This window comes from Halobaculum saliterrae (assembly GCF_009831625.1).
GTDB classification, from domain to species: Archaea; Halobacteriota; Halobacteria; order Halobacteriales; family Haloferacaceae; genus Halobaculum; species Halobaculum saliterrae.
In genome coordinates, this window is sequence record NZ_WUUS01000001.1 from 113,884 (window position 1) to 135,111 (window position 21,228).

The 21,228-nt window shown below is 67.0% G+C and carries 20 protein-coding genes and 1 tRNA gene; 9 read left to right on the forward strand and 12 right to left on the reverse strand.

The genetic code is table 11. The annotated features are described in order from the left end of the window. Positions 1-37: 37 nt before the first annotated feature. Positions 38-1,339 (forward strand): hypothetical protein, encoded by a 1,302-nt coding sequence (locus GRX01_RS00570; RefSeq protein ID WP_159662363.1) that lies wholly within the window; start codon positions 38-40, stop codon positions 1,337-1,339. A 92-nt stretch (positions 1,340-1,431) separates the two neighbouring features. Further along, on the forward strand, positions 1,432-2,691 hold the full coding sequence (locus GRX01_RS00575; RefSeq protein WP_159662376.1) for a magnesium transporter: 1,260 nt from the start codon (positions 1,432-1,434) through the stop codon (positions 2,689-2,691). 108 nt (positions 2,692-2,799) lie between these two features. Here GRX01_RS00575 and GRX01_RS00580 read toward each other — a convergent pair whose 3' ends face one another. Then, positions 2,800-3,351: a peptidylprolyl isomerase gene (locus tag GRX01_RS00580; RefSeq protein WP_201289459.1), complete on the reverse strand. Its 552-nt coding sequence runs from the start codon at positions 3,349-3,351 to the stop codon at positions 2,800-2,802. Positions 3,352-3,501: 150 nt separating this feature from the next. On the opposite strand from GRX01_RS00580, the gene GRX01_RS00585 reads away from it, so the two are divergent. Beyond that, a complete protein-coding gene (locus tag GRX01_RS00585; protein WP_159662379.1) occupies positions 3,502-4,506 on the forward strand; it encodes a succinylglutamate desuccinylase/aspartoacylase family protein in 1,005 nt (334 codons plus the stop codon). A 49-nt stretch (positions 4,507-4,555) separates the two neighbouring features. Here GRX01_RS00585 and GRX01_RS00590 read toward each other — a convergent pair whose 3' ends face one another. Together GRX01_RS00590 and GRX01_RS00595 are read right to left on the reverse strand one after the other, a co-directional pair. Then, positions 4,556-5,080 (reverse strand): hypothetical protein, encoded by a 525-nt coding sequence (locus GRX01_RS00590; protein WP_159662381.1) that lies wholly within the window; start codon positions 5,078-5,080, stop codon positions 4,556-4,558. 200 nt (positions 5,081-5,280) lie between these two features. Beyond that, entirely contained in the window at positions 5,281-6,375 is a 1,095-nt protein-coding gene (locus GRX01_RS00595) for an anthranilate phosphoribosyltransferase (protein WP_159662383.1), read from the reverse strand. 106 nt (positions 6,376-6,481) lie between these two features. Between GRX01_RS00595 and ahbB the strand changes: the two genes are divergently transcribed. Next, a complete protein-coding gene (gene ahbB, locus GRX01_RS00600) occupies positions 6,482-7,558 on the forward strand; it encodes a siroheme decarboxylase subunit beta (protein ID WP_159662385.1) in 1,077 nt (358 codons plus the stop codon). Between the two features lie 18 nt (positions 7,559-7,576). Here ahbB and GRX01_RS00605 read toward each other — a convergent pair whose 3' ends face one another. The 4 genes from GRX01_RS00605 to GRX01_RS19540 form a co-directional block, all read right to left on the reverse strand. Continuing rightward, entirely contained in the window at positions 7,577-8,632 is a 1,056-nt protein-coding gene (locus GRX01_RS00605; protein WP_159662387.1) for a dipeptide epimerase, read from the reverse strand. Next, on the reverse strand, positions 8,632-9,654 hold the full coding sequence (locus tag GRX01_RS00610) for a DUF1611 domain-containing protein (RefSeq protein WP_159662389.1): 1,023 nt from the start codon (positions 9,652-9,654) through the stop codon (positions 8,632-8,634). The genes GRX01_RS00605 and GRX01_RS00610 overlap by 1 nt, the downstream gene beginning before the upstream one ends. A 488-nt stretch (positions 9,655-10,142) precedes the next feature. Continuing rightward, a complete protein-coding gene (locus GRX01_RS00615; protein ID WP_159662391.1) occupies positions 10,143-10,412 on the reverse strand; it encodes a HalOD1 output domain-containing protein in 270 nt (89 codons plus the stop codon). 446 nt (positions 10,413-10,858) lie between these two features. Then, positions 10,859-11,152 carry a UPF0058 family protein gene (locus GRX01_RS19540; protein WP_159662393.1) on the reverse strand — a complete coding sequence of 98 codons (294 nt, stop codon included), beginning with the start codon at positions 11,150-11,152 and terminating at the stop codon, positions 10,859-10,861. A 451-nt stretch (positions 11,153-11,603) separates the two neighbouring features. On the opposite strand from GRX01_RS19540, the gene GRX01_RS00625 reads away from it, so the two are divergent. Further along, entirely contained in the window at positions 11,604-12,956 is a 1,353-nt protein-coding gene (locus tag GRX01_RS00625) for an LLM class flavin-dependent oxidoreductase (protein ID WP_159662395.1), read from the forward strand. Positions 12,957-13,275: 319 nt separating this feature from the next. On the opposite strand, the gene GRX01_RS00630 is transcribed toward GRX01_RS00625, so the two are convergent. Beyond that, entirely contained in the window at positions 13,276-13,464 is a 189-nt protein-coding gene (locus GRX01_RS00630; RefSeq protein ID WP_159662397.1) for a hypothetical protein, read from the reverse strand. 68 nt (positions 13,465-13,532) lie between these two features. Here GRX01_RS00630 and GRX01_RS00635 point away from each other — a divergent pair, with 68 nt between their 5' ends. From GRX01_RS00635 to GRX01_RS00645, 3 genes are all read left to right on the forward strand, one after another. Beyond that, positions 13,533-13,670, forward strand: a complete 138-nt coding sequence (locus GRX01_RS00635) for a hypothetical protein (protein ID WP_159662399.1) — start codon at positions 13,533-13,535, stop codon at positions 13,668-13,670. Between the two features lie 364 nt (positions 13,671-14,034). Further along, complete coding sequence (locus GRX01_RS00640; protein ID WP_159662401.1) at positions 14,035-15,330, forward strand: phosphoribosylamine--glycine ligase; 1,296 nt, start codon at positions 14,035-14,037, stop codon at positions 15,328-15,330. Positions 15,331-15,391: 61 nt separating this feature from the next. Beyond that, positions 15,392-15,877 (forward strand): hypothetical protein, encoded by a 486-nt coding sequence (locus GRX01_RS00645; protein ID WP_159662403.1) that lies wholly within the window; start codon positions 15,392-15,394, stop codon positions 15,875-15,877. Between the two features lie 9 nt (positions 15,878-15,886). On the opposite strand, the gene GRX01_RS00650 is transcribed toward GRX01_RS00645, so the two are convergent. After that, entirely contained in the window at positions 15,887-17,608 is a 1,722-nt protein-coding gene (locus tag GRX01_RS00650; protein ID WP_159662405.1) for an isocitrate/isopropylmalate family dehydrogenase, read from the reverse strand. 295 nt (positions 17,609-17,903) lie between these two features. Continuing rightward, positions 17,904-17,988, reverse strand: a tRNA-Leu gene (locus GRX01_RS00655). A 134-nt stretch (positions 17,989-18,122) separates the two neighbouring features. Between GRX01_RS00655 and GRX01_RS00660 the strand changes: the two genes are divergently transcribed. Beyond that, positions 18,123-19,769, forward strand: a complete 1,647-nt coding sequence (locus GRX01_RS00660) for an ABC transporter substrate-binding protein (RefSeq protein WP_321167842.1) — start codon at positions 18,123-18,125, stop codon at positions 19,767-19,769. 6 nt (positions 19,770-19,775) lie between these two features. On the opposite strand, the gene GRX01_RS00665 is transcribed toward GRX01_RS00660, so the two are convergent. Further along, on the reverse strand, positions 19,776-20,117 hold the full coding sequence (locus GRX01_RS00665; RefSeq protein ID WP_159662407.1) for a ferredoxin: 342 nt from the start codon (positions 20,115-20,117) through the stop codon (positions 19,776-19,778). 60 nt (positions 20,118-20,177) lie between these two features. Further along, a complete protein-coding gene (locus GRX01_RS00670; protein ID WP_159662409.1) occupies positions 20,178-21,209 on the reverse strand; it encodes a hypothetical protein in 1,032 nt (343 codons plus the stop codon). Between the last annotated feature and the right edge of the window lie 19 nt (positions 21,210-21,228).

Below are 21,228 nucleotides of genomic sequence, written 5' to 3' on the forward strand. Positions count from 1 at the left end.
CCAAGACCTATTCTGAACGGCGGGGGACTCCCGGTAGATGGTCCCCGACCTCCCCTCCCTGAGCAGGCGCGCCGTCCTCGCGGGCGCCGGGTTCACACTCGCCGGCGCGACCCTCGGCGTCGGCGCCGTCGCCCCGACCGCCCTCCCGGACCCCGTAACCGATCAGGCGTCGAAGTGGCTTCCCGACCCGACCGACCACCGCTGGCATCCGCCGGTGAGCGAGGCACACGCCCGCGACGCCGTCGAACGGCTGGCCGCCGAGGTCGAGCGCGGCCGGGACCTGTGGGACGAACTCGACACCGACGATCGGTTCACGGGGGACGGCGGCTGGCTGGAGGACGCCCGTCGGCACCTCCGCGAGGGACGCTACCGCGAGGCCACGTTCTACGCCACCGGCGGGATGCAGTTCGCCGCCGAGGACGTGGGGGTCGCGCTCGCGCGCCTCGATCGGCCGGAGGCCGATCCCGAACACCTCGCCGAGCGCGGCGCGGCGATCCGCGAGCGCGCGGACCGCGTCCTCGACGGGATCGACGGGTACCCCGTCGTCGATCCCGGCCGCGACCTCGGCTGGTACCACGATATCGAGCGACGGGTCCGACTCGTCCGGCTGGACGCCCACGAGCGCGATCCCGACCGCGACCGGGCGTACGACGCCCGCGACGTCGGGTCGATCCACGCCGGCAACCGACAGGCCGCCCAGCGCGTCCGCGACGCCGAACACTACCGCGAGCAACTCCGGGAACTCGTCGACGACGACAGCGGCGGCGACGGGGGCGAACCGTGGGCGGACCGCATCGAACGGCTCGACGAGGGGTTCCGCGGGGCGATCGCGGAGTTCCCGAGTCGGGAGGACGTGCGCGCAGAGATCGAGTCGATCGAGGAGGAACGCGGTCCCGGTCCGTACTACACCGCCCGCTGGAAGCTCTCGATGTGGTGTTACGACACCGACTACCTCGTCGCCGACTGGGACGAGGGGCTCGCGCTCGTGAACGCCGTCGAGGCCGCGCAGGCGCTCGCTCAGCGGCGCGCCCACGACCGCGCGGTCGACGCGCTGGTGATCGATCCGGACGACCGCGGCTTCGACTCGGGACACGTCGTCCGCGAGAAACGCGCGGCGATGAGGCGGTTCCGGCGGGTCGTCGGCGAGTCGCCGGCGCCGTTGCTGTCGATCCTGACCGAACGGGCCGGCGAGGACATCGACGTGGCGGAGGTGGGCTTCGCCGGGAGCTACGAGCGACCGATCTGGCGCGACCGCGTCGACGCCTACTGCTATGCGCTGATCGCTCGGATGAAGCTGAAGGAGTATCCGCGGGTGTACGAGCGGTTCGTCTCGGCGTGACCGTTCGAAGCCGCGCGTTACGTGCCGACGTACTCGCTCCGGCGGGCGTTCCCCTCGGATTGATTAGTGTCTGTGCAAAGGGGCGATACCGTATGCAAGACCGGATCGCCGAGGTCCAACAGACCATCGTCGCGTCCTCGGCGCCGTCGAGCGTGTTCGGGGATCTCTCGTGGAAGCGCCGACGCGAGGTGTTCTTCACGCTGCCGGAGACCGCCAAGGAGCGACTGGTGGCGGACATGGGTCGGAAACAGCTCAGGACGTTCGTCCGGCGACTCGACCCCGACGAGGCGACGGACGTTCTCGGGTACGCCGACGAGGACCTCCGCGAGGCCGTGATAGCCGACCTCGACGCCGACCGACGCGACAAGATCGAGTTCCTGCTGTCCTTCGATCCCGAGAGCGCGGCCGGGCTGATGGATCTCGATTACGTCACGGTCGGTGCCGACCGGCACCTCTCTCAGGCGGCCGAACGGGTCCAGCGCTTCGAGGAGCGGACCGACAGGGTGCCGACGATCCTGGTCACCGACGACGAGCGACTCCTCGGTGAACTCCCGGGGGCCGCCCTCTCCCTGGCCGACAGTGGTGCAGAGAGCGTCACCGACCACGTCAGGGAGATCCCGCAGGTCCGGTACGACCGCGACGACTCGGAGGTACTGGACGTGTTCAGGGAGAACCGCCAACGGACCGTCGCCGTCCTGAACGAGGAAGACGACGTTCTCGGCGTGATCCACGCCGACGACCTCCTGACGGTGATCGAGGAGAACGCCGGCGAGACGCTCTACGAGTTCACCGGCGTCGCAGAGGAGGAAAGCGCCCTCGACGGGCCGGGTGCGAAGGTCCGGAACCGCTACAAGTGGCTCATCGTCAACCTCGGGACGGCGTTTCTGGCCGCGGCGGTGGTCGGGCTCTTCGAGTCGACCATCGCCAGTATCGCCGTGCTGGCGGCGTACATGCCCGTCGTCGCCGGGATGGGCGGAAACGCCGGGACGCAGGCGATGGCGGTCACCGTTCGCGGGATCTCGTTGGGACAGGTGTCCCTCTCGACCGGGAGACGCGTCATCACGAACGAGGTCATCGCGGGGGCCGTCAACGGGATCATCACGGGGGCACTCGTCGCCGTCATCGCGATCGCGTTCTCGCTGGCCGAGTTCGGCGTGTTGCTCGGCGCCGTCATCGGCGTGTCGATGGTCGCCAACCTCGTCATCGCGGGCTTCTTCGGGGCGATCGTTCCGCTCGTGCTGGATCGCTTCGGTCAGGACCCCGCGACCTCCGCGACGATCTTCATCACGACCGCCACGGACGTCCTGGGGTTCTTCGTGTTCCTCGGCCTGGCCCGATCTGTCCTGCTGTGACCCCGTATCGAACGCGGGGGCGAGCGGCCCGTGATCGAGTACCGCGTCGAGTTCGGGGTCGGCCGCCCGCGTAGCCGTTCGGCGGTCTCCGTCGGGGCTCCTCGCGATCTAGCGGTCGACGGTGACGCCCTCGATCTTCACGTCCTCGCGGGGCTCGTCGTTGCGGCCGGTCGGCAGCGAGCCGATCTCCTCGACCACGTCCATCCCGTCGACGACCTTCCCGAAGACGGCGTGCTTGCCGTCGAGGTGGGGCTGGGCCGCCAGCGTGATGAAGAACTGCGAGCCGTTCGTGTTCGGGCCGGAGTTGGCCATCGAGAGGACGCCGGGGCCGTCGTGGGTGAGGTCGTCGTGGAACTCGTCGTCGAACTCGTAGCCGGGGCCGCCGCGGCCCGTGCCGGTCGGGTCGCCGCCCTGGATCATGAAGTCGGAGATGACCCGGTGGAAGACGACGCCCTCGAACAGCGAGTCGCCGCGGATCTCGCCGGTCTCGGGGTCCTCCCACGTCGCCGTTCCGACGGCCGGCTCCTCGCCGGCCGCGGGGTCGTGCTCCGCGAGGTTGAGGAAGTTCTCGACCGTCCGGGGCGCGCGATCGGCGTACAGTTCGATCTCGATGTCGCCGTGGGTCGTGTGCAGCGTGACGTGCGGCAGGTCGTCGCTCATACCATCCACCAGACCGCCGAGGGGGGAAAGTCGTTCGACTTCGGCGTCGGCGGTCGGCGCTGGATCCGTTCGCCGGCCGGCACTCCGATCGGCGGCGGTCCGTGCGGCCGCGGGCCACAGCTACAAGCCGCCGGCCGCGGAAGTCCCCCCATGGCCGACCACGAAGCCGAGCGCGTCACGCTCGCGCGCCTCCCGTCGGGCGTCGCCGTCGAGACGACCGTCCACACGTACACCCCCGAGGACGACCCCGTCGGCGACGACGCGCCGACCGTCTACGTGCAGGCGGCCCAGCACGGCCGGGAGATCAACGGCGCCGCGGTGTGTCGCCAGCTCCACGACGACCTCGTCGCCGCCGACCTCTCGGGGGTCGTCCACGTCGTCCCGGTCGCGGACCCGCTCACGTTCGACACCGTCTCCTACACCACGCCGGAGGCGTACGACTCGGTGAACCCGAACATGAACCGCTGCTGGCCCGGCGACGCCGACGGCACCCTCCACGAGCGCATGGCCGCGACGCTGTGGGAGTACGCCGGCGACGCGGACTTCATCGTCGACCTCCACACCGGAAGCCGGGACATGCTCACGCACACGGTCTATCTCCGCGGCGACGCCGAGTGTCGCGCTCTCGCGGAGGCGTTCGGCACGGACCTCCTGCTGGCGGAGACCGCGGGCGAGGACGCCGACGAGGAGTGGGCCAGTCGCAACTTCGGGGGGAAGCTCCGCGTCGCGGCGACCCGTGAGGGGATCCCGAGCGTCACGCCCGAACTCGCGCACAACAAGGAGCTCGTCGACGACGCGATCGAGACCGGCGTCGACGGCACGAAGCGTGCGCTTCGACACGCCGGGGCGCTGGCCGACGGCAGCGACGTGCCGGCGTGGGACGGAACCCGCGCTCGCAACCATCTCGGTCGCGTGACCGCTGACGCGTCCGGGCTGTTCCGCGCGGCCGCCGACCTCGCGATCGGCGACGAGATCGTCGAGGGGCGATACGTCGGCGAGGTGTACGACCCGACGACCTACGAGGTGCTGCAGGAGGCGACCGCCGACCGCTCGGGCGTCGTCTACTCGGTCGCCCGCGAGGCGACCGTCACCGCGGGCCAGACGCTCGTGGGGATCGCGATCCGACTCGACGACGAGGAGCGGGACGTCGAGTGAGACGCGGCTGGCGGTCGAAGCGATCCGAACGCCGTCGCCGACGGGCGACTCACCCGCCGACGGCGACGGGTGACGAGTCGTCGTCGCCGCGCCGGAGGAGGACGACCGTGAACCCGCCGGCGGCGACGCCGAGCAGCGTCATGTAGCCGAGGAAGCCGACGTACCACTCCACGCCCAGCAGGCCCGGCGTCCAGCCGATGAGCGCCGGCAGCGACGCGCCGGCCGCCTGCGTGACGAGCGCGACGACGAGCGCGACCATCCAGCCGCCGATCAGGAGGCGACACACCTCCCGCCACGGCGCCACGGACGCGCCCTTCGCGAGCAGGCCGCCGACGCCGACCGGGACGTACAGGAACGCGAACCCGAGCGCGAGCGGGAGCGTGGCGGCGTCCGGCGGCAGGCCGAAGCCCGCGCCGACGCCGGTGAAGATCGCGACCAGCGCCAGCATCGCGCCGAGCGCGCGGTCGTGGCCGATCAGCCTGCCGAGGACGTACGTCGACAGCGCGAGCAGGACGACCACGGCGCTGGCCGCGAGGAAGAACAGCTGGTACAGGCTCGCAGATCCCACGGACACGCGTGTCCGAGTGCGGGCGCGGTACAAAAGCGTGACCCGTCGCGTCTCAGCCGTGAGAACCGACGAGCGACGGTCGACGGCGGCGAGCGAGCGCGCGAACCGAGCGAGCGCGACCGCGCTCATTTCGTGGACGGAGCGGCACAGGACCGCTCCGTCGCCCTTCCGCGGTTGCGCTCACTTCGTTCGCGCAACCGCGCACCTCAGAACGCGCGGAGGTCCTCGAGCACCGCCGCGGCGGAGCCGTCGTCGATGGCGGCCCGAGCCGCCTCCAGCCCCTCGTCGATGCTGTCGACGTCGTCGCGCGCGTAGATCCGGAAGGCGGCGTTGAGCGCGACCGCGTCCGCCCAGTGGTCGTCGCGCTCGCCCGTGACGACCGCCTCGGTGAGCGTCGCGGAGTCGACGGCCACGTCGTCGACCTCCAGGTCCGCCTCCTCGAAGTCCATGCCGTACTCGGCCGTCTCGATCTCGAAGTCGGTGAACGAGTCGCTCTCGCTGCCGCCCTCGCCGGCGTTCCACTCGGCTACCTTGGTGTAGCCGGGGCGGATGTCGTCGTACCCCTCCATCCCCTGGAACATGATGACGCGGTCGAGGTCGTGGAAGTCGCTCTCGACGAACGTGTCGACGACCTTCTTCGCGAACGCGAGGTGGTAGAACGAGCCGAGGTGCGTCGAGGCGCCCGCGGGGTTGGCGAGCGTCTCGATCGTGTTGACGAACGACCGCACGCCCATCATGTCGCGACGCTCCCACAGGTCGTCGATCGCGGGGTTGAACGCCGGCTGGTAGTAGAAGCCGAAGCCGGTCTCGTCGACCATCTCGGCGGAGTCGCGGGGAGTCAGCTCGGTCGCGATCCCCAGCTCGTCGAGGACGTGCTTGTAGGCGTCCTGCTTCTGGGTGGGCACGCGGTCGCCCGAGTGGACGACGACGGGCGTGCCGGCGCCGGCGGCGACGATCCCCGCGGCGGCGCCGAGGATCGCCGTCTCGCCCTTGCCGTCGTAGTTGGCGCCGCAGTCGACGGGGTCGACCTCGGGCTCGGCGTACTCGACGCGCGAGCACATCTCGTCGACGTACGCGGCCAGTTCCTCCGAGTTGTTGCGCTTCCAGCGATTGGCCAGCCAGAACGCCCCCAGCGTCGTGTGGTCGGGCTCGCCCGCGAAGATGCGGCGCATCGCCTCGGTCGCCTGCGCGCGGGTCATGTCGTCTGCGGACTTCGGGCCGGAGCCACAGACCTCGGTCATCAGCCGCTTGAGCGGCCACTCGCCGAACGTCTCGTCCTCCTCGGTGGTCGCCTTCTCCATACCGGATCCGACGGGCGTTCGCCGCAAAAACCACCCGGTTGCCCGAAGGCCCCACGGGACGGCCGCGAGCGAAACCGGTAGGTGCCGCCGGTCCCTACGACGGCCAATGAGTGGCGCCGAGGGCGATGGCGCGGATGCGGACGCGAACACGAGCCCGGTCGACGACTGGCGCGCCGGCCTCGACGACGTCGACGCGCGACTGATCGACGACTACCAGAGCGGCTTCCCGGTCGAGGAGCGACCGTTCCGCGCCGTCGCCGCCGACCTCGGGATCGGCGAGGACGAGGCGCTCGAGCGGGTGACACGCCTGCGCGATCGCGGCGTGTTCCGGCGGTTCGGCGCGGTGCTCAACCCACCGGTCGTCGGCTCGTCGACGCTGGCGGCCGTCTCGGCGCCCGAGGGCCGCTTCGAGGAGGTCGCAGAGGTGATCAACGGCTACCGACAGGTGAACCACAACTACCGCCGCGACCACGAGTGGAACCAGTGGTTCGTCGTCACCGCCGCCAGCCGCGAGACGCGAGACCGGATCCTCGCGGAGATCGAGGAACGGACCGGCTGCGAGGTGCTGAACCTCCCGATGCTGACCGACTACTACATCGACCTGGAGTTCCCGGTCTGGAACGACGACGCGTTCGCGCGGGAATCGCTGGAGTCGACGGACGCCGGGGCGACCCGGATCTCCGAGAACGCGACCGGCGACCTCTCGGAGCTGGATCGGGCGCTCCTCGTGGAGATCCAGGACGGCTTCCCGCTGTCGGCGACGCCGTACCGCGACGTGGCCGAGGCCGTCGACGCCGACGTGTCGGACGTGCTCGCGGCGATCGAGCGCCTGCTGGCGGACGGCTGTATCAAGCGGATCGGCTGCGTCGTCAACCACATCGTCACCGGCTTCCGGAACAACTGCATGGTCGTGTGGAACGTGCCCGGCGACCGGCTGGACGAACTGGGTGAGTCCGTGGGCGAACTCCCGTACGTGACGCTCTGTTACCACCGGCCGCGCCGGCCCGAACAGGACTGGGGGTACAACCTCTTCACGATGGTTCACGGGCGCGAGGCCGACGCCGTCGACGCCAAGATCGACGAACTCGCCACGGAGCATCTCCCCTTCGACCACGAGCGGCTCTACTCGACGGCGACGCTGAAGCAGACGGGCGCGCAGTACGAGGAACTGGTCGGGGAGTAGTCGGGGACGGCGAGCCCGTTACCGTTCCGCCGCACCCGTCCCTGCGCGGTCGATCCCTTCGAGGTCGATCCGGCCCTCGGGCATCGGCACGCCCTCGAACGGGTCCGCGTCGTCCGCGAGCAGCAGGCTGCCGTCCAGGTCCGCGTAGTCGAGCAGCGGCCCGAGGTGACAGCCGGCGGCGATCGCGGCGTTCGACTCGACCATGCAGCCGAGCATCACCTCCAAGCCGTGCGCTCGGGCCGCGTGGACCATCCGCTTCGCCTCCAGCAGGCCGCCGCACTTCATCAGCTTCAGGTTCGCGATGTCGCAGCGGTCCGCGATACGCGGGATGTCCGCCAGCGTGACGCACGACTCGTCCGCGGCGATCGGCAGGACCGAGCGTTCGAAGGCGTCCCGCAGCCCCGCCGGGTCGCTCGCGGGGATCGGCTGTTCGATGAACTCGACGCCCAGGTCCGCCAGCCATTCGCTCTTGCGGGCGGTCTCGCGGGGCGTCCACGCCTCGTTGGCGTCGACGCGGAGGGTGGCGTCGGGCGCCTCCTCGCGGACCGCCTCCACGACCTCGCGGTCGCGGTCGGTGCCGAGTTTCAGCTTGAGGGTCGAGTAGCCCGCCTCGACGGCGGCCGCCGTCTTCTCCCGCATGGTCTCGGTGTCGTCGATCCCGATGGTGTAGGAGGTGTCCGGCGCGTCTCCCGGATCCAGCCCCCACAGTCGGTAGAGGGGGACGCCGAGTCGTTTCGCCGCCAGATCGTGGACCGCGATGCTCACCGCACAGCGGGCGGCGGGGTTGTCGGCGACGACCGCCTCCATGCGCTCCTCGATCTCCGCGATGGCGTGCGGGTCGCCGACGGTCTCGACCTCGGCGAGGAGATCCGGCAGTACCGCGACGACCGTGTCGGCGGTCTCGCCGTAGTGGGCGGAGGGTGCGGCGGCGCCGACGCCGGTCATGCCGCCCTCGTCCTCGACGCGGACGATCACGTTCTCGGCGGCGACGGTGGTCCCCCGAGAGATGGTGAAGTCGTGTTCCAGCGGGAGCGAGACGCGCTCGAAGGCGGTCGAGAGCGAGGAGGACGACATCACCGGATCGCCTCCACGACCTCGTCGGCCCCGAAGCGGATGAGGTCTGTCGCGGGCGCGTCGACCTCGTCGGCGAACTCCTCGACCGCCTCACGGGCCTCGTCGTCATCGTCGATGTCCGCGGTGTTGAGCGCGCCGGCGACGACCTCGGTCTCGTGGACGGGCGCCGCGAGCGACTCGTAGAGGTCGACGTACTCCTCGATCGGCGGGAGCGCGGTGTCCTCGTAGCCGTGGATCGCCTCGCGACCGGCGGCGTGACACAGGACCAGCTTGTCCGCCATCGCGCCGTGGAGGATGCCGCAGGTGACCGCCGAGTACGCCGGGTGGACGATGGTCCCCTGCCCCTCGACGACGAGCAGGTCGTGCTCGTCGCCCTTCTCGAGGATCATCTCCTCGACGGCGCCGGCCGTGAAGTCCGAGACCACGCGGTCGACGGGGTTGCCCCATCCCTCGATCATGATCCCGGTCTGGCCCGTGGGGATCGCACAGGCGTCGATCCCCGCATCGCGGGCGGCCTCGACGATCTCCATGGTCGCGGTCATCTTCCCCACCGAGCAGTCGGTGCCGACCGTGAGGACCACGTCGGCGCTCACCTCGTCCGAGCGTCCCTGTGCGACGGTGAGATCGTCGTGGGGCTTGCGCACGTCCCGGAGGTCGACGCCGTGTTCGGCGGCGAGTTCGGCGAACTCCTCGTCGTCGTTCAGGAAGTAGTGGAGGCCGGAGATCACGTCGCATCCGGCCTCGATCGCCCCACGCACGTCGGGACGCCACGACTCGTCGAAGCCGCCGCCGATGGGCGCGATCCCGACGATCAACGCGTCCACGTCGCCGGGGACGTCGGCGAACGACTCGACGATCGGCGCGTCGGGCACGTCCGGCAGGTGGTCGGCGACGCGCTCGCCGGGGCGGTCGCGGTCGAGCACCGCGGCGACCTCGTAGTCGGCGTACCGGAGCACGCCGTTGGCGGTCTTGGATCTGTCGGGGAACTTCTCGTGGGCGAGGACGGCGATGCGGTCGGTCATGGTGGAGCGTGAGCGGCCGCGGGTGATAAATCGGACCCACGCGGTCGGATCGGCCGGATACTGTGGATGAGCCGTATCCATCGGTGAGAACGGGTCAGCGGCGGCGACAGGCGCGGTGGCGACCGCGAAAGCCCCCGCGGCTATCGACTCGCGCGACTCGCTTCACTCGTTCCCTGTGTTCTCGTTCACTTCGTTCGCGGGAAATTCGTCGATAGCCGTGGTCCCGTTCAGTCCCACCCTGCGGGCGGACGGGCTGAGAATCAGCGCAGTCCGCATGGTGTGCACGATCCGCGGTGGCGCGCGCCGCCGCGACTTCCGTTCGCGGCGGACGCGCGCGAGTGACGAGCGAAGCGACCGCACCGCCCGCAGCAGCCCGGGGGCTTTCGAGGTCGTCTCAACGGTGGGAACGGGGATGTGAGTGAACGGTTCGCGATCGGTTGGTTTCAGCCGTGGCTCAATGACTTGCCCGTCAGAACGAGCCTGCGAACTTAGCGGTGTGATTCGATTCTGACACGCGGCTTTCCGCTCTCATCGGCAGTGATCGTAACCGTCGTTGAATCCGCCTCAAACTGGAGGGTCGTCTTGAGATTTCGTTTGTTGAACAGCCCGTCGAGTGCGTCCGTGTTGATGTCATCGCTGATGAGCCACTTTTGAGCGAGGACATCCTCATTGTGAGCCTCTGCGACCGCTGTGACGACTGCTGTGCTGAGCAGTTCATTCTCGTCTGGCTCGTAGTAGAACGCGTGTTGATTGCTCATGTGTATAATGTGGACAGTCAACACGAAACACGTTATTACCAATTAGCACAGTTTGGTGCATGCCTTTGCCAGTTCAGCGCGTCCCACAGGAGGCGAGACCGGAGAACGCAGTGATCAGTATATTCGTGGCGGACACGCCAGATTCAACTCGAAGATGGACAACACGGAGCTGAGTTTGTACTGGCTGCATTCTTTGCATTCGTCCCGAGTTTGGGCTTCTGACTGAGGAGGACGAGTATCAGAGACTATCACGTGCCCTGAGGGTGATGGGCTTCATAGAGGGGATGAGGAGAGTTGCGGGTTGTGGATGCTCGGGAAGTGTAGTCGGGGGGTGGACCCCCTCCCTCCCTGAATATCCATTCCCCGACTTCGGAACAGTTGTCGGGAGAAACCACGCCTCCCCTCACCGGAAATAGTGGGAAGGTCTTCTGCGTGTCTGTGCCGTGCTACTGTCGACGATGGGATCGACCTTCCGATCGTTCTACGCCTCGTGGCGAGGCGGGCCCTCCGGCGGAGGTGTCCGTGTCCGTCGAAGATTGCGCTGTGGAGTCCGTCGTCAGATCGTATGCGAGCGTACGGATGGCTTCGTTGTGTTTTTCCTTCACTTGAGCGATCGCGTGCGGGTGAGTCTCCAGTTGATCGTACTCCTCGCAGTCGATAGCGTGTCCGCGCTGCCGTTCGTACTCATCGCGAACCAGTAAGAGAAGTTCGTGGAGATGGACGAGTTCTATCTTTCTCATGTGTTGGAACCCATTCGCTGCTCGCAACTTGATCTGGTTCCCACAGATCGCTCCGTCCCCGTAGAACGGTCGTCGCTCCCTTTGTTATTCTCCACTCCTCAAAGCTGGGGGTCAGCTTACTGACAGGGTGTAAGGGCGTACCCGATCCGACCGATCTCCAAGCACCCGCACACATCAGCGAAAAAAGAACTGCTTACTCACCGAGCAACTGGTGGCCCAGAGCGATCCGTACGTACAGACCATCGCGTACTGTGCTCTGGATCGGCCGATTCACGGAGCGGTCAACGAGGTATATTGAACCGTTCTATGACACCCTCGTGAGAACGGAACCGACGCCATCGGTATCGACGTCACCAGCAACACCGTCGGCGACACCACTCACTGATCCGAGTAGGGGCACGCCCGGCCGACTCCACCCCGTTTACCACCCCACGACCACACACACGGATCAATGAGCGACGGTATCCACCTCAACCTCTTCACGATGAACTCCGTGGAGCACGTCTCTCCGGGATCGTGGACACACCCGGCGGACCGCTCCGCCGAGTACAGAGACAGGGAGTACTGGACGGACGTAGCGAGAACCGCCGAACGCGGCGGCTTCGCTGCGGTGTTCTTCGCCGACGTGCGCGGTATCTACGACGTGTACGGCGGCGACCGCGAGACCGCCATCGAGCACGCGGTGCAGACCCCCTCGAACGACCCCGGCTACCTCGTGCCCGCGATGGCCGAGGTGACCGACTCGCTCGGGTTCGCGGTCACGAAGTCGACCACCTACACCCACCCGTACCAGCTCGCGCGGGAGTTCTCGACGCTGGATCACCTCACCGACGGCCGGGTCGCGTTCAACGTCGTCACCTCCTACCTGGAGTCGGCGGCGGCGAACCTCGGCCTCGACGAGCGCATGGACAAGGAAACGCGGTACGACCGCGCCGACGAGTTCATGGACGTCTGTTACGCGCTGTGGGAGGACTCGTGGGACGACGACGCGGTCGTCCGCGATCGCGAGTCGGGCGTCTTCAGCGACCCGGCGAAGGTCCACGAGATCGACCACGAGGGCGAGTTCTTCGACGTGCCCGGACCCCACGGCTGTGAGCCGTCGCCGCAGCGCAGTCCCGTGATCTTCCAGGCGGGCTCCTCCGACCGCGGGCGCGACTTCGCCGCCGCCAACGCGGAGGCGGTGTTCTGTTCGCAGCCCACCGAGCACGGCGTCCGCGAGTACATGGAGGACCTGCGCGAGCGTGCCGCCGACCTCGGCAGGGATCCCGACGACCTCGCGTTCTTCCCGGGCGTCGTTCCCGTCGTCGCCGAGACGGAGGAGGCGGCGGAGGCGAAGTACGAGCGCCTGCTGGAGACGGTCGACGTGGAGGCGACGCTCGCGCTGCTGTCGGGCTTTCTCGACATGGACCTCTCGGAACTCGACCCCGATCAGCGGATCGAGCACATCGAGACCGACGCGATCCAGGGGACGATGAACGCCTTCACCAAGTCCGACCCGGACCGGGAGTGGACGGTCCGCGAGGTCGCGCAGTTCTCCGGCCTCGGTACCACCTCGCCGGTCGTCGTCGGCACGCCCGAACAGGTTGCCGACGAACTGCAGTACTGGTACGAGGAGGTGGGCGTCGACGGATTCAACGTGAAGGAGGTGCTCCGCACCGGGAGCCTCGACGACGTGGTCGACCTCCTCGTTCCGGAACTGCGCGCGCGAGACCTCCTCGCGGAACCGACCCCCGGGGAGACCCTCCGCGGGCGGCTCCTCGGCGACGGACCGCGGCTCGCTCCCTCGCATCCCGCACGCCAGTGAATAAATGAACGGCGTTCCGTTCGAAACGATCGCGACCGCCCTCGCCGAGGCGTACACGCAGTACGTCCGGCGGTTTCGATCAGGGACGGTACGGCCGGCGCCAACATCGTTAAGTACTCGCACCCGCTTGTCTCAGGTGACGCTTCGTCTGGAGGGCCGAAGCGTCAGCGGGGACCAATTCAGGGCGGAACGCGCGCCGCTCTTTTCACCGGCGCGCGTTCCTCCCACGTTTCACACCTGCGAGCGACCGCTGTGTGACTGCGAACGGTATCGTGTCCGAGAGCCGTCGGCTCAGCACCGTACCCGTCAGCGCAGGTAGTCACCCGTCGGTCGGCGGATTGCGGAACACGCCGTCGGCGATGGCGAGGCCGCCGACCACCGAACCCGCGGGCGCCGTCACCCGAAACGGCACGCCGAACGCCGTCGTCGCGAACACGGCCGCGAACAGGCTCGCGCCGATGAGCGCGAGGATCACGTCCGGACGCGACAGCCCGTCAGCCGGGAGCATGGTAATTACATCTCATTAGAGACGGAAATCCCTTGGGATCGTTTCGGACCCGCCGGAACAGGGAGGCGATGGCCGAACGACACCCGAACATGCCACAGCTCCAGTTCGGCACCGAGATCCGGCCGACGACCGACGAGAGGGACACGGTCGCGACGACGGAGTATCTGGTCGACGATCGAGACATCGTCGAATCGATCTCAAGGTGACGTTCACCGAGCACGCCGGCGCGGAGTTGATGGGATACGACCGCGTCGGCGGCGACTGGGAGGGATGAACTCGGAGTCGGTGCGACACACGTCTCGAACGATACCGACGCTAGCCGACCGTTCGGCCGTGTCCTCGTCCGCTTCGTTGTCCTTTCGACGGCCTCGGAGCGTACAGGCGTCGACGAGTTCGCGAGTAACCCGTCTCTTTGACCGATTTAGCTGAGAGTCCGCGGTACAGAAATTATTTCCCAACCAGCCGTGTACCTCGCTGCATGAGTTTTCAGTTGGGAGGAGGCAGGGCCACCACAGGGACTTCGTCTAGGGATCCGCTTGCGCTCCCGTCCTCTCACGGGGACAGAGGGCGATGACGGGGACGAATTTTCTGTTCGTTTCGCTGGACGGACTCATCGGAGATATCGCGTGGCGTGTGAAACAGCACGGAAACGACGTGAAGTACGCGATCACGGAGGACGAATTCTCACAGGACGTCTGCGATGGCCTCGTCCCGAAGACCGACGACTGGCGGGCCGAGCTCGAGTGGGCCGACGTTGTCGTGATGGACGACAGTTTCGGCCTCGGCCGTGAGGCTGAACGTCTCCGTGAGGAAGGGATTCCGGTCGTCGGCGGCACCGAGTTGACCGACCGACTCGAGGAGGACCGGGGGTTCGGACACGAGACGATGCGTGAGTTGGGACTGAACGTCATCGAGTCCCGGATCTTCGAGAGCCTCGACGCCGGCATCGAGTACGTCCGAAACAACCCAGCGCCCTACGTTCTGAAACCGAGCGGGGACACGCAGAACTTCAACGAACTTCTCTACGTCGGGCAATCAGAGGACGGCGCCGACGTCGTACAGATGCTCCAACGGTATCGGGACAAGTTGGACGGCGAGGTCGAGGAGTTCCAGTTACAGCTCCGGAAAACCGGCATCGAGATCTCCGTCTGCGGGTTCTTCGACGGAGAACAGTTCGTCGAGCCGATCAATTACACGTTCGAACACAAACGGCTGTTCCCGGGTGACCTCGGCCCGATGACCGGAGAGATGGGAACGGCGATGTTCTGGGGTCCCCCGAACCGGCTGTTTCACGGGACGATCGCACCGTTCGAGCCTCTCCTCCGTAAGGAAGGGTACGTCGGCGCGTTCGACATCAACTGTATCGTCAACGGCGACGGGATCTTCCCGCTTGAGATCACGTCTCGGTTCGGCTATCCACAGATCGCGATCCAGGAAGCCGCGATGGAGACACCGATCGACGACTTCCTGTACGGACTGGCGGCCGGGACCGACCCGGAACTCGAAACGCACGACGGCTTCCAAGTCGGGTTGCGGGTTTGCGTCCCGCCGTTCCCGGCCGACGACGTCGACTGGTTCGAGGAGCACTCGCGTGACCTGCAGATCGGGTTCCGCGAGGAGGGGCTTCCGGACGGCATTCATCTCGAGGACATGAAACACACGGACGGCGAGTTCCGCGTTGCGGGCGAGACGGGCGAAGTCCTCGTTGCGACCGGGCTGGGCGAGACGATGCAGGCTGCAAAGACCGAGGCCGAGGAACGTGCCGACGATGTCGTTCTCCCCAACAATTTTTACCGCACCGATATCGGTTCGAAGTGGCAAAAGGAGGCCGAGCAGTTGATCCGCTGGGGATACCTTCGCAACTAGTCGATCCCACCACAGCGCGTAAAGAAACACCTATCCTCGGCCTGCCGCATAGGGACCGTGAATGGAGCGTACCCAGATCGAGGAACGGACCGAACTCCACGACATCGTCACCGGAGTGTACGATCTCCTCTTTCCGGACGATCTGGACTCGGACGAGATCGACCTATACTACATCGACTCCGAGCACGTCGAGGCCGAGATCGAGTTTCCCTACATCGGCATCAACCGCGCGGACTGGGAGCGAGAGTGGACAGCCGAACGAAAACTCGAGGTGCTCCTCCACGAGTTCGCACACGTCGAGGAAGGCCCCGACGAGGCGGACCACGGACCGCGTTTCTACGATCGGCTCGCCGACTTGACGACCACTGCGGAGGCGAAACAGGAAGGGATCGAGGCGGTCTTCGGGACGTCCCTCGACTTCGAGCGGATCCATGGCCACATCATCGAATCCGTAAACGAGTACACGATCGAGACAGCTAGCGATACGATCGAGGGCAGGCGGCGGGTCCTCCGGCAAGAGCTGTCGGACCCCTCCACGACTCGGTAGCGGTCGCGTTCATCGGGGGAAGAACTGTTCACGGAGCCATCGTTTCCGTTCGTCGATGTCATCACAGTCCTCTTCGATCGTCTCCTCGTGGACGGATTCGATGATAGACCGACGGACGCCGTCGAAGTCGATGTCCTCGTCGAACGTCGCTTCGAGTTCCGGTTGCCAGTCGGCGGCGATCGCTGTGATCTCGAGGAGGCGCTCGTAGAACTCGTCGCCGTGGTCGCGCTCGTCCGGTTCCTCCTCGACGTGCGCGAGTTCGTGAAGTAACACCTCGAGGCGTCGCTCGACCGGCCACTGTCGCCAGTAGTGGAAGTTGATTCCGACCTCCGGAAGGTAGACGTCCGCCTCCTCGTCCTCGTGTAGAAGTTGATTTAATTCGATCTCGTCCGGGGAGATCGAGTCCTCAAAGACGACATTGTAGAGCGCAGCGATCGATCCCTTGATCGAGGCTCGTTCCTCGGGCGTGGTCACGACGCCCCCGGATCCCAGTTCGCCGTGAGGGGTTTCGATCCGAGCGACTGTTTCGTCGGCGAATTCGGCGGCTTCCACCGGCGTTCCACGAGCACGCTGTCGGAACAGATCTCGAGGGAGTACACCGTCCGCGAGCGTCCGTGAGATCGCGGATCGAACGAGACTCGCGGCGTCACTCCAGCCGAGATACTCGAACAACAGACGGCCGGCGAGCACCAGCGGGATCGGGTTCGTTCCGGGCGTCGCCGACTGCCTGTGCCCGGACGAGTGTGCGGTGACGAGAAGCGTTCCGTCGCCGAGTCCGAGATCTGCTGACTCGCTGGTTTGCCCGACTGCCGTGTTAGCCACAGTTGAGAGATACGTCCCGCCCAGAGCCGGGGCAAGGATCACGTCGTACTCGTCCGGATCGACCAGTAGGTCACGACAGAGTTCCTCAGTTCGACGTTCGAGGAGGACGAGTTCGTCCTCGGGGAACGCCTGATACTCCTCACGGAACGTCGCTTCGTCCACGACGCTGTCGCCGTACTCCGCATCGATGTACGCACGTGCCCACGATACGAACGAGCCCTCCGAGGCCGGCCGCAGGTCCCCTTGGTGGGAGATCGTGACCGTCCTCCGATCGTGTTCGAACGCGTATTCGAGTGCCACATCGACGAGCGCTTCGGTCCCGCTCTGTGAGATAGGGCTGACGCTATACCCGGTCGGATCGTCCGGGACTCGTTCGGCGCCGTCAGTTCGAAGCAGACAGTCGCGAAGCCTTCGTGCGTCACGTGTCCCCGGCCCGTACTCGAGTGAGGCGGCAACGTCCTCGGAGACATCCCTGAAGAGGGTGCTATCCAGATCACCGCCACGAATCGGTGAGGGATGCCGCGCGATGTCCGAACAGCGAGTCGTCGCGGTCACGATCTCGAGACGACTGCGGATCTCGTTCCCGAGCGCGAGCGCCTCTCGACGGTCTCCGGAAAGTGGTCCAAGGATCCCGAGACGAAACCGTCGGAACGCACGGATCGTCTCTTTCGGGAGGGGATCCCCGTACCGTTCTCGCGCTTCCTCACCGGTATAGACTCGCATCCAGTGAATTTCCCGCCCCGTCCGTTCGACAGCCGTGTCGAGTATCCGACGAGCCGCCGAGACGAGTTCCTCGTTGACACCCGGGGAAAACGGAACGATCGGTGCTTCAGGCGGGGTAAAGTCGCCTTCGTACGTGACCGCCGTTCCCCTTGGGGGAACGGATATCTGTTCGAAATCCCGAGTCATGAGGGAAATCCTATCGCCACCCCGGTGAATGTTCGCTCTGCTGTATCACTGTACCTGCCGTCACATCCCGGATCTATCACCACCCGAGGTTCAACAGAGCCGATTCAAACGGGTTCGGAACCGATACACGCCGTTCGCGTCCGTTCGATCCGAAATCCTTCTCGTCACGCACCGTTTCGCTCTTCGTGACTGCGAGAGAAGGGATTTGAACCACATCCGGACGTGCTCGCTGCGCTGCGCGTCCGGTCTGGTTCAACTCCTCCCGGAACGGTTCGGGGGCCTTCGGCCCCACTCATGCGAGGGAAGGGATTTGAACCCTCGAACCCCTGAGGGAGCGGATCTTAAGTCCGCCGCCTTTGGCCAAGCTCAGCCACCCTCGCGCGGACGCTCGTTTCGCCGGACGGTGCAAGTGGATTTCGGTCGCACGCCGGGGATGCTTGCTGCGGCTCCGGGATCGAGGACAGCCCTGCGGAGAGCGACGGATGAATACGTGTCCGGGGCCCTCGTTGTCGTCGTGAGCGACAACACTGACGACACGCTGGACGCGATCACGCGGCGGCGAGTCCTCGCCGGCGCCGGCACCGCGAGCGCGGTCGGCCTCGCCGGGTGTACCGGCGGGTCGGGAGGCGGCGGGTCCGAGACCGACGCGGCCGGGACGGGCGACGCCGAGTCGACCACCGCGACGACCGGCGGCGGGACGCTGAACTTCGCGCAGGCGAAGTCGCCGCTGGACTTCGACCCGCTGAAGGCCAACGACGTCCCGTCGCTGCAGGTCGTCGAACAGGTCTTCGACAGCCTCTACACGTACGGCGAGGGGACCGAGCTCGTTCCCCAGCTCGCCGCCGGCGAGCCGGAGGTCAACGACGACGCCACGCAGTACGTCGTCGAGCTCCGCGAGGGACTCACGTTCCACAACGGCGAGCCGATCACCGCCGAGGACGTGAAGTACTCCTTCCTCGCGCCGGGACGGGAGGAGACCTCCAACGGGTCGGAGTTCACGATGATCGACTCCATCACCGTCGTCGATGACCGGACGGTCCAGTTCGACCTGAAGTACGCCTTCGGACCGTTCCGCCACAAGCTCGCGTGGTCGCCGGTGCCGAAGGCCTACCGCGAGGAGAACAAGGAGTCGTTCAACCGCGACCCCGTCGGCTCCGGGCCGTTCACGCTGGAGTCGGCCACCGAGGGCGACGAGGTCGTCATGGAGCGCTGGGACGAGTACCACGGGGGCGCGCCGAGCATCGAGGAGGTGGTCTTCAGCCCCGTCGAGGAACCGACGACGCGGGTGACGACGCTCAAGAACGGCGAGTTCGACATCGTCCAGACGGTGCCGCCGAAGCTGTACTCGACCGTCGAGAGCCAGGAGGGCTCCTCCATCGCGGAGCGCCAAGGACTGGGCTACTACTACCTCGCGTTCAACTGCAACGAGGGCCCCACCGCGGACCCGAAGGTCCGTGAGGCCATCGACTACGCGGTGTCGATGGATCAGGCCGTCCAGAACTACATCGAGCCGGCGGGCACGCGCCTGACCGCGCCGATGCCCGACACGGTCACCGACGCCTGGGACTTCCCGACCGACGAGTGGAGCGACATCGCCCACGACAAGGACGTCGACATGGCCGCCCAACTGCTGGAGGAGGCCGGCGTCCCCGAGGACTACTCCTGGAAGATCATCGTCCCGCCGGACGACAAGCGCGAACAGATCGGCGTCTCGGTCGGCAACGGGCTCCAGGAGGCCGGCTGGAGCAACGTCGAGGTCCAGCGGCTGGACTGGGGGGCGTTCCTCGACAAGTACTCCACCGGCAACGAGGACGACTACAACATGTACACCCTCGGGTGGGTCGACGAGTTCGACCCCGACGGCTACCTCTACTACATGTTCCACCCCGAGGTGGAAAGCGAGACCAACGGCTGTTACTACCGCAACGAGGAGGTCGCCGACAAGCTGACGCAAGCACGGCAGTCGGCCGACCGCGAGGAGCGCAACCGGCTCTACACCGAGGCGACGACGACGATACTGGAGGACCGAGCGCACCTGCCCGCGTACAACCTCAAGAACAGCTTCGGCGTTCGGGACACCGTCGAAGGCTTCCGTCCCCACACCGTCGCCGGGATCAACCCGCGACTGGCCGGGGAAGACACCGTCAGCCTGAACGAGTAAGCGGCATCACCAGTCGACGCTGAGCGTCCCGTCGCCGTGCGGATCCGGCGCCAGCTCCTCGTCGGTGCGGCGGTCGACGACGTGGATACAGCCGACGTCCTTCTTGGCGGGGCAGACCTCCGCCGCGCGGAGGTTCTCCTCGAGGTCGTCCTCGCCGACGTAGTACGACTTCGGCCTCGCCATGCCGCTCGTGATGTCCATCTCCCAGTTGTCCGCGACCTCCGCGCACTTGCCCGCGCCGAAGCAGGCGTTGGCCTCGAAGATGATCTTGTACGGCTTCTCCTCCACCGGCGGCCCGTCGCCGCCGACGTCGCTCGCGGTCTGTACCTCCGCGTCGAGGTCGCTCATACCGGGCCTTCCGCCCGGGGCGACTTTCGTCTGTCGGTGGCGGGCGGACGCGTCGGCGGCTCAGTCCTCCCACTCGACCTCCGTCACCTCGTCCGTCTCCCGGAGGATGAACGGGCCGATCGACAGCGTGTGCTTCGTCACGGTCGCGATTCGGAGGACGTACGCGAGCAGCACGAGGAACGGGATCGTCGCGACGGTCGCGGCGACCGCGACGAGGGGAACAAGCGTCCCGACGCCGAACGGAGAATACGTGTACGCCTCCGCGTCGAAGAACGCGACCATGAACACCGACACCAGCAGCGCGGGGAGCGCCCACGCGAAGACGGCCCGCGAGAGGTCGATCAGCTCCCACTGGAAGTACAGCGTCTTGAAGTGCTCGCGCGCGGGGCCGAACAGCCCGAGCACCTCGGCGAGCCCGTCGAGCGCCTCCAGCCCCTCCTCGTCGAAGGCGTCGCCGTGCTCGGCGCGGATCCGGTTGGCGGTGAACAGCTTCCACGAGTAGTTGAAGTTCAGCGCCGAGGAGATCACGTCGAACTCGCCGAAGCGCGCACCGTCGAGTCCGGCCGACACCTCCTCGGCGTTGCCGACGAGGCTCCTCACGAGGCCCTCGACGTCCTCGAGTGCCTCGTCGTCGGCGGTGCGGTTCGCGGCCTCGCGCACGTCGCGGGCACGTTCGGCAGACACCTCCACGAGCGCACGAAGGAACTGCGCCGGCCGCGCGGGACTGACCGAGGCGTCGATCATGTCGGCGGCGTCCTCGCGGAACTCCATGGCCCCGCGCATCCGGTCGCGCTGGTCGCCGATGGCCCCCAGCTCCTGAGAGAGCACGAGTTGGTTCAGCGTGAGCACGAGGGTGACGCCGGTGATCGTCGCCGTCAGGAAGCCCTGAAAGAGCGTGTCGATCGAGTCCCCTGACCGGAGGGCCTCCTCGGCCGGCGGGTACAGCAGGCCGGAAGCGAGCAGCACGCCGAACACCCCGGTCACGAGCACGAGAACGACGAGCCGACGGTCCGCCTCGAGGAAGAGCCACAGCTTCCAGCGGCTCTCGGCGGCTCGCTCGCGCAGCCGGTTGCTCGGCTCGTCGTCGGTCATGACACCATCATCTCGACCG

Excerpts from the sequence above, each read along its gene's own strand:
- GRX01_RS00630 (WP_159662397.1), bottom strand. The coding sequence starts at position 13,464 with ATGCTCCCGGCTGACGGGCTGTCGCGTCCGGACGTGATCCTCGCGCTC.
- GRX01_RS00615 (WP_159662391.1), bottom strand. The coding sequence starts at position 10,412 with ATGAGCAATCAACACGCGTTCTACTACGAGCCAGACGAGAATGAACTG.
- GRX01_RS00670 (WP_159662409.1), bottom strand. The coding sequence starts at position 21,209 with ATGACCGACGACGAGCCGAGCAACCGGCTGCGCGAGCGAGCCGCCGAG.
- GRX01_RS00650 (WP_159662405.1), bottom strand. The coding sequence starts at position 17,608 with ATGACTCGGGATTTCGAACAGATATCCGTTCCCCCAAGGGGAACGGCG.
- GRX01_RS00580 (WP_201289459.1), bottom strand. The coding sequence starts at position 3,351 with ATGAGCGACGACCTGCCGCACGTCACGCTGCACACGACCCACGGCGAC.
- GRX01_RS00635 (WP_159662399.1), top strand. The coding sequence starts at position 13,533 with ATGGCCGAACGACACCCGAACATGCCACAGCTCCAGTTCGGCACCGAG.
- GRX01_RS00640 (WP_159662401.1), top strand. The coding sequence starts at position 14,035 with ATGACGGGGACGAATTTTCTGTTCGTTTCGCTGGACGGACTCATCGGA.
- GRX01_RS00570 (WP_159662363.1), top strand. The coding sequence starts at position 38 with ATGGTCCCCGACCTCCCCTCCCTGAGCAGGCGCGCCGTCCTCGCGGGC.
- GRX01_RS00595 (WP_159662383.1), bottom strand. The coding sequence starts at position 6,375 with ATGGAGAAGGCGACCACCGAGGAGGACGAGACGTTCGGCGAGTGGCCG.
- GRX01_RS00645 (WP_159662403.1), top strand. The coding sequence starts at position 15,392 with ATGGAGCGTACCCAGATCGAGGAACGGACCGAACTCCACGACATCGTC.
- ahbB (WP_159662385.1), top strand. The coding sequence starts at position 6,482 with ATGAGTGGCGCCGAGGGCGATGGCGCGGATGCGGACGCGAACACGAGC.
- GRX01_RS00605 (WP_159662387.1), bottom strand. The coding sequence starts at position 8,632 with ATGTCGTCCTCCTCGCTCTCGACCGCCTTCGAGCGCGTCTCGCTCCCG.
- GRX01_RS00585 (WP_159662379.1), top strand. The coding sequence starts at position 3,502 with ATGGCCGACCACGAAGCCGAGCGCGTCACGCTCGCGCGCCTCCCGTCG.
- GRX01_RS00575 (WP_159662376.1), top strand. The coding sequence starts at position 1,432 with ATGCAAGACCGGATCGCCGAGGTCCAACAGACCATCGTCGCGTCCTCG.
- GRX01_RS00610 (WP_159662389.1), bottom strand. The coding sequence starts at position 9,654 with ATGACCGACCGCATCGCCGTCCTCGCCCACGAGAAGTTCCCCGACAGA.
- GRX01_RS19540 (WP_159662393.1), bottom strand. The coding sequence starts at position 11,152 with ATGAGAAAGATAGAACTCGTCCATCTCCACGAACTTCTCTTACTGGTT.
- GRX01_RS00625 (WP_159662395.1), top strand. The coding sequence starts at position 11,604 with ATGAGCGACGGTATCCACCTCAACCTCTTCACGATGAACTCCGTGGAG.
- GRX01_RS00665 (WP_159662407.1), bottom strand. The coding sequence starts at position 20,117 with ATGAGCGACCTCGACGCGGAGGTACAGACCGCGAGCGACGTCGGCGGC.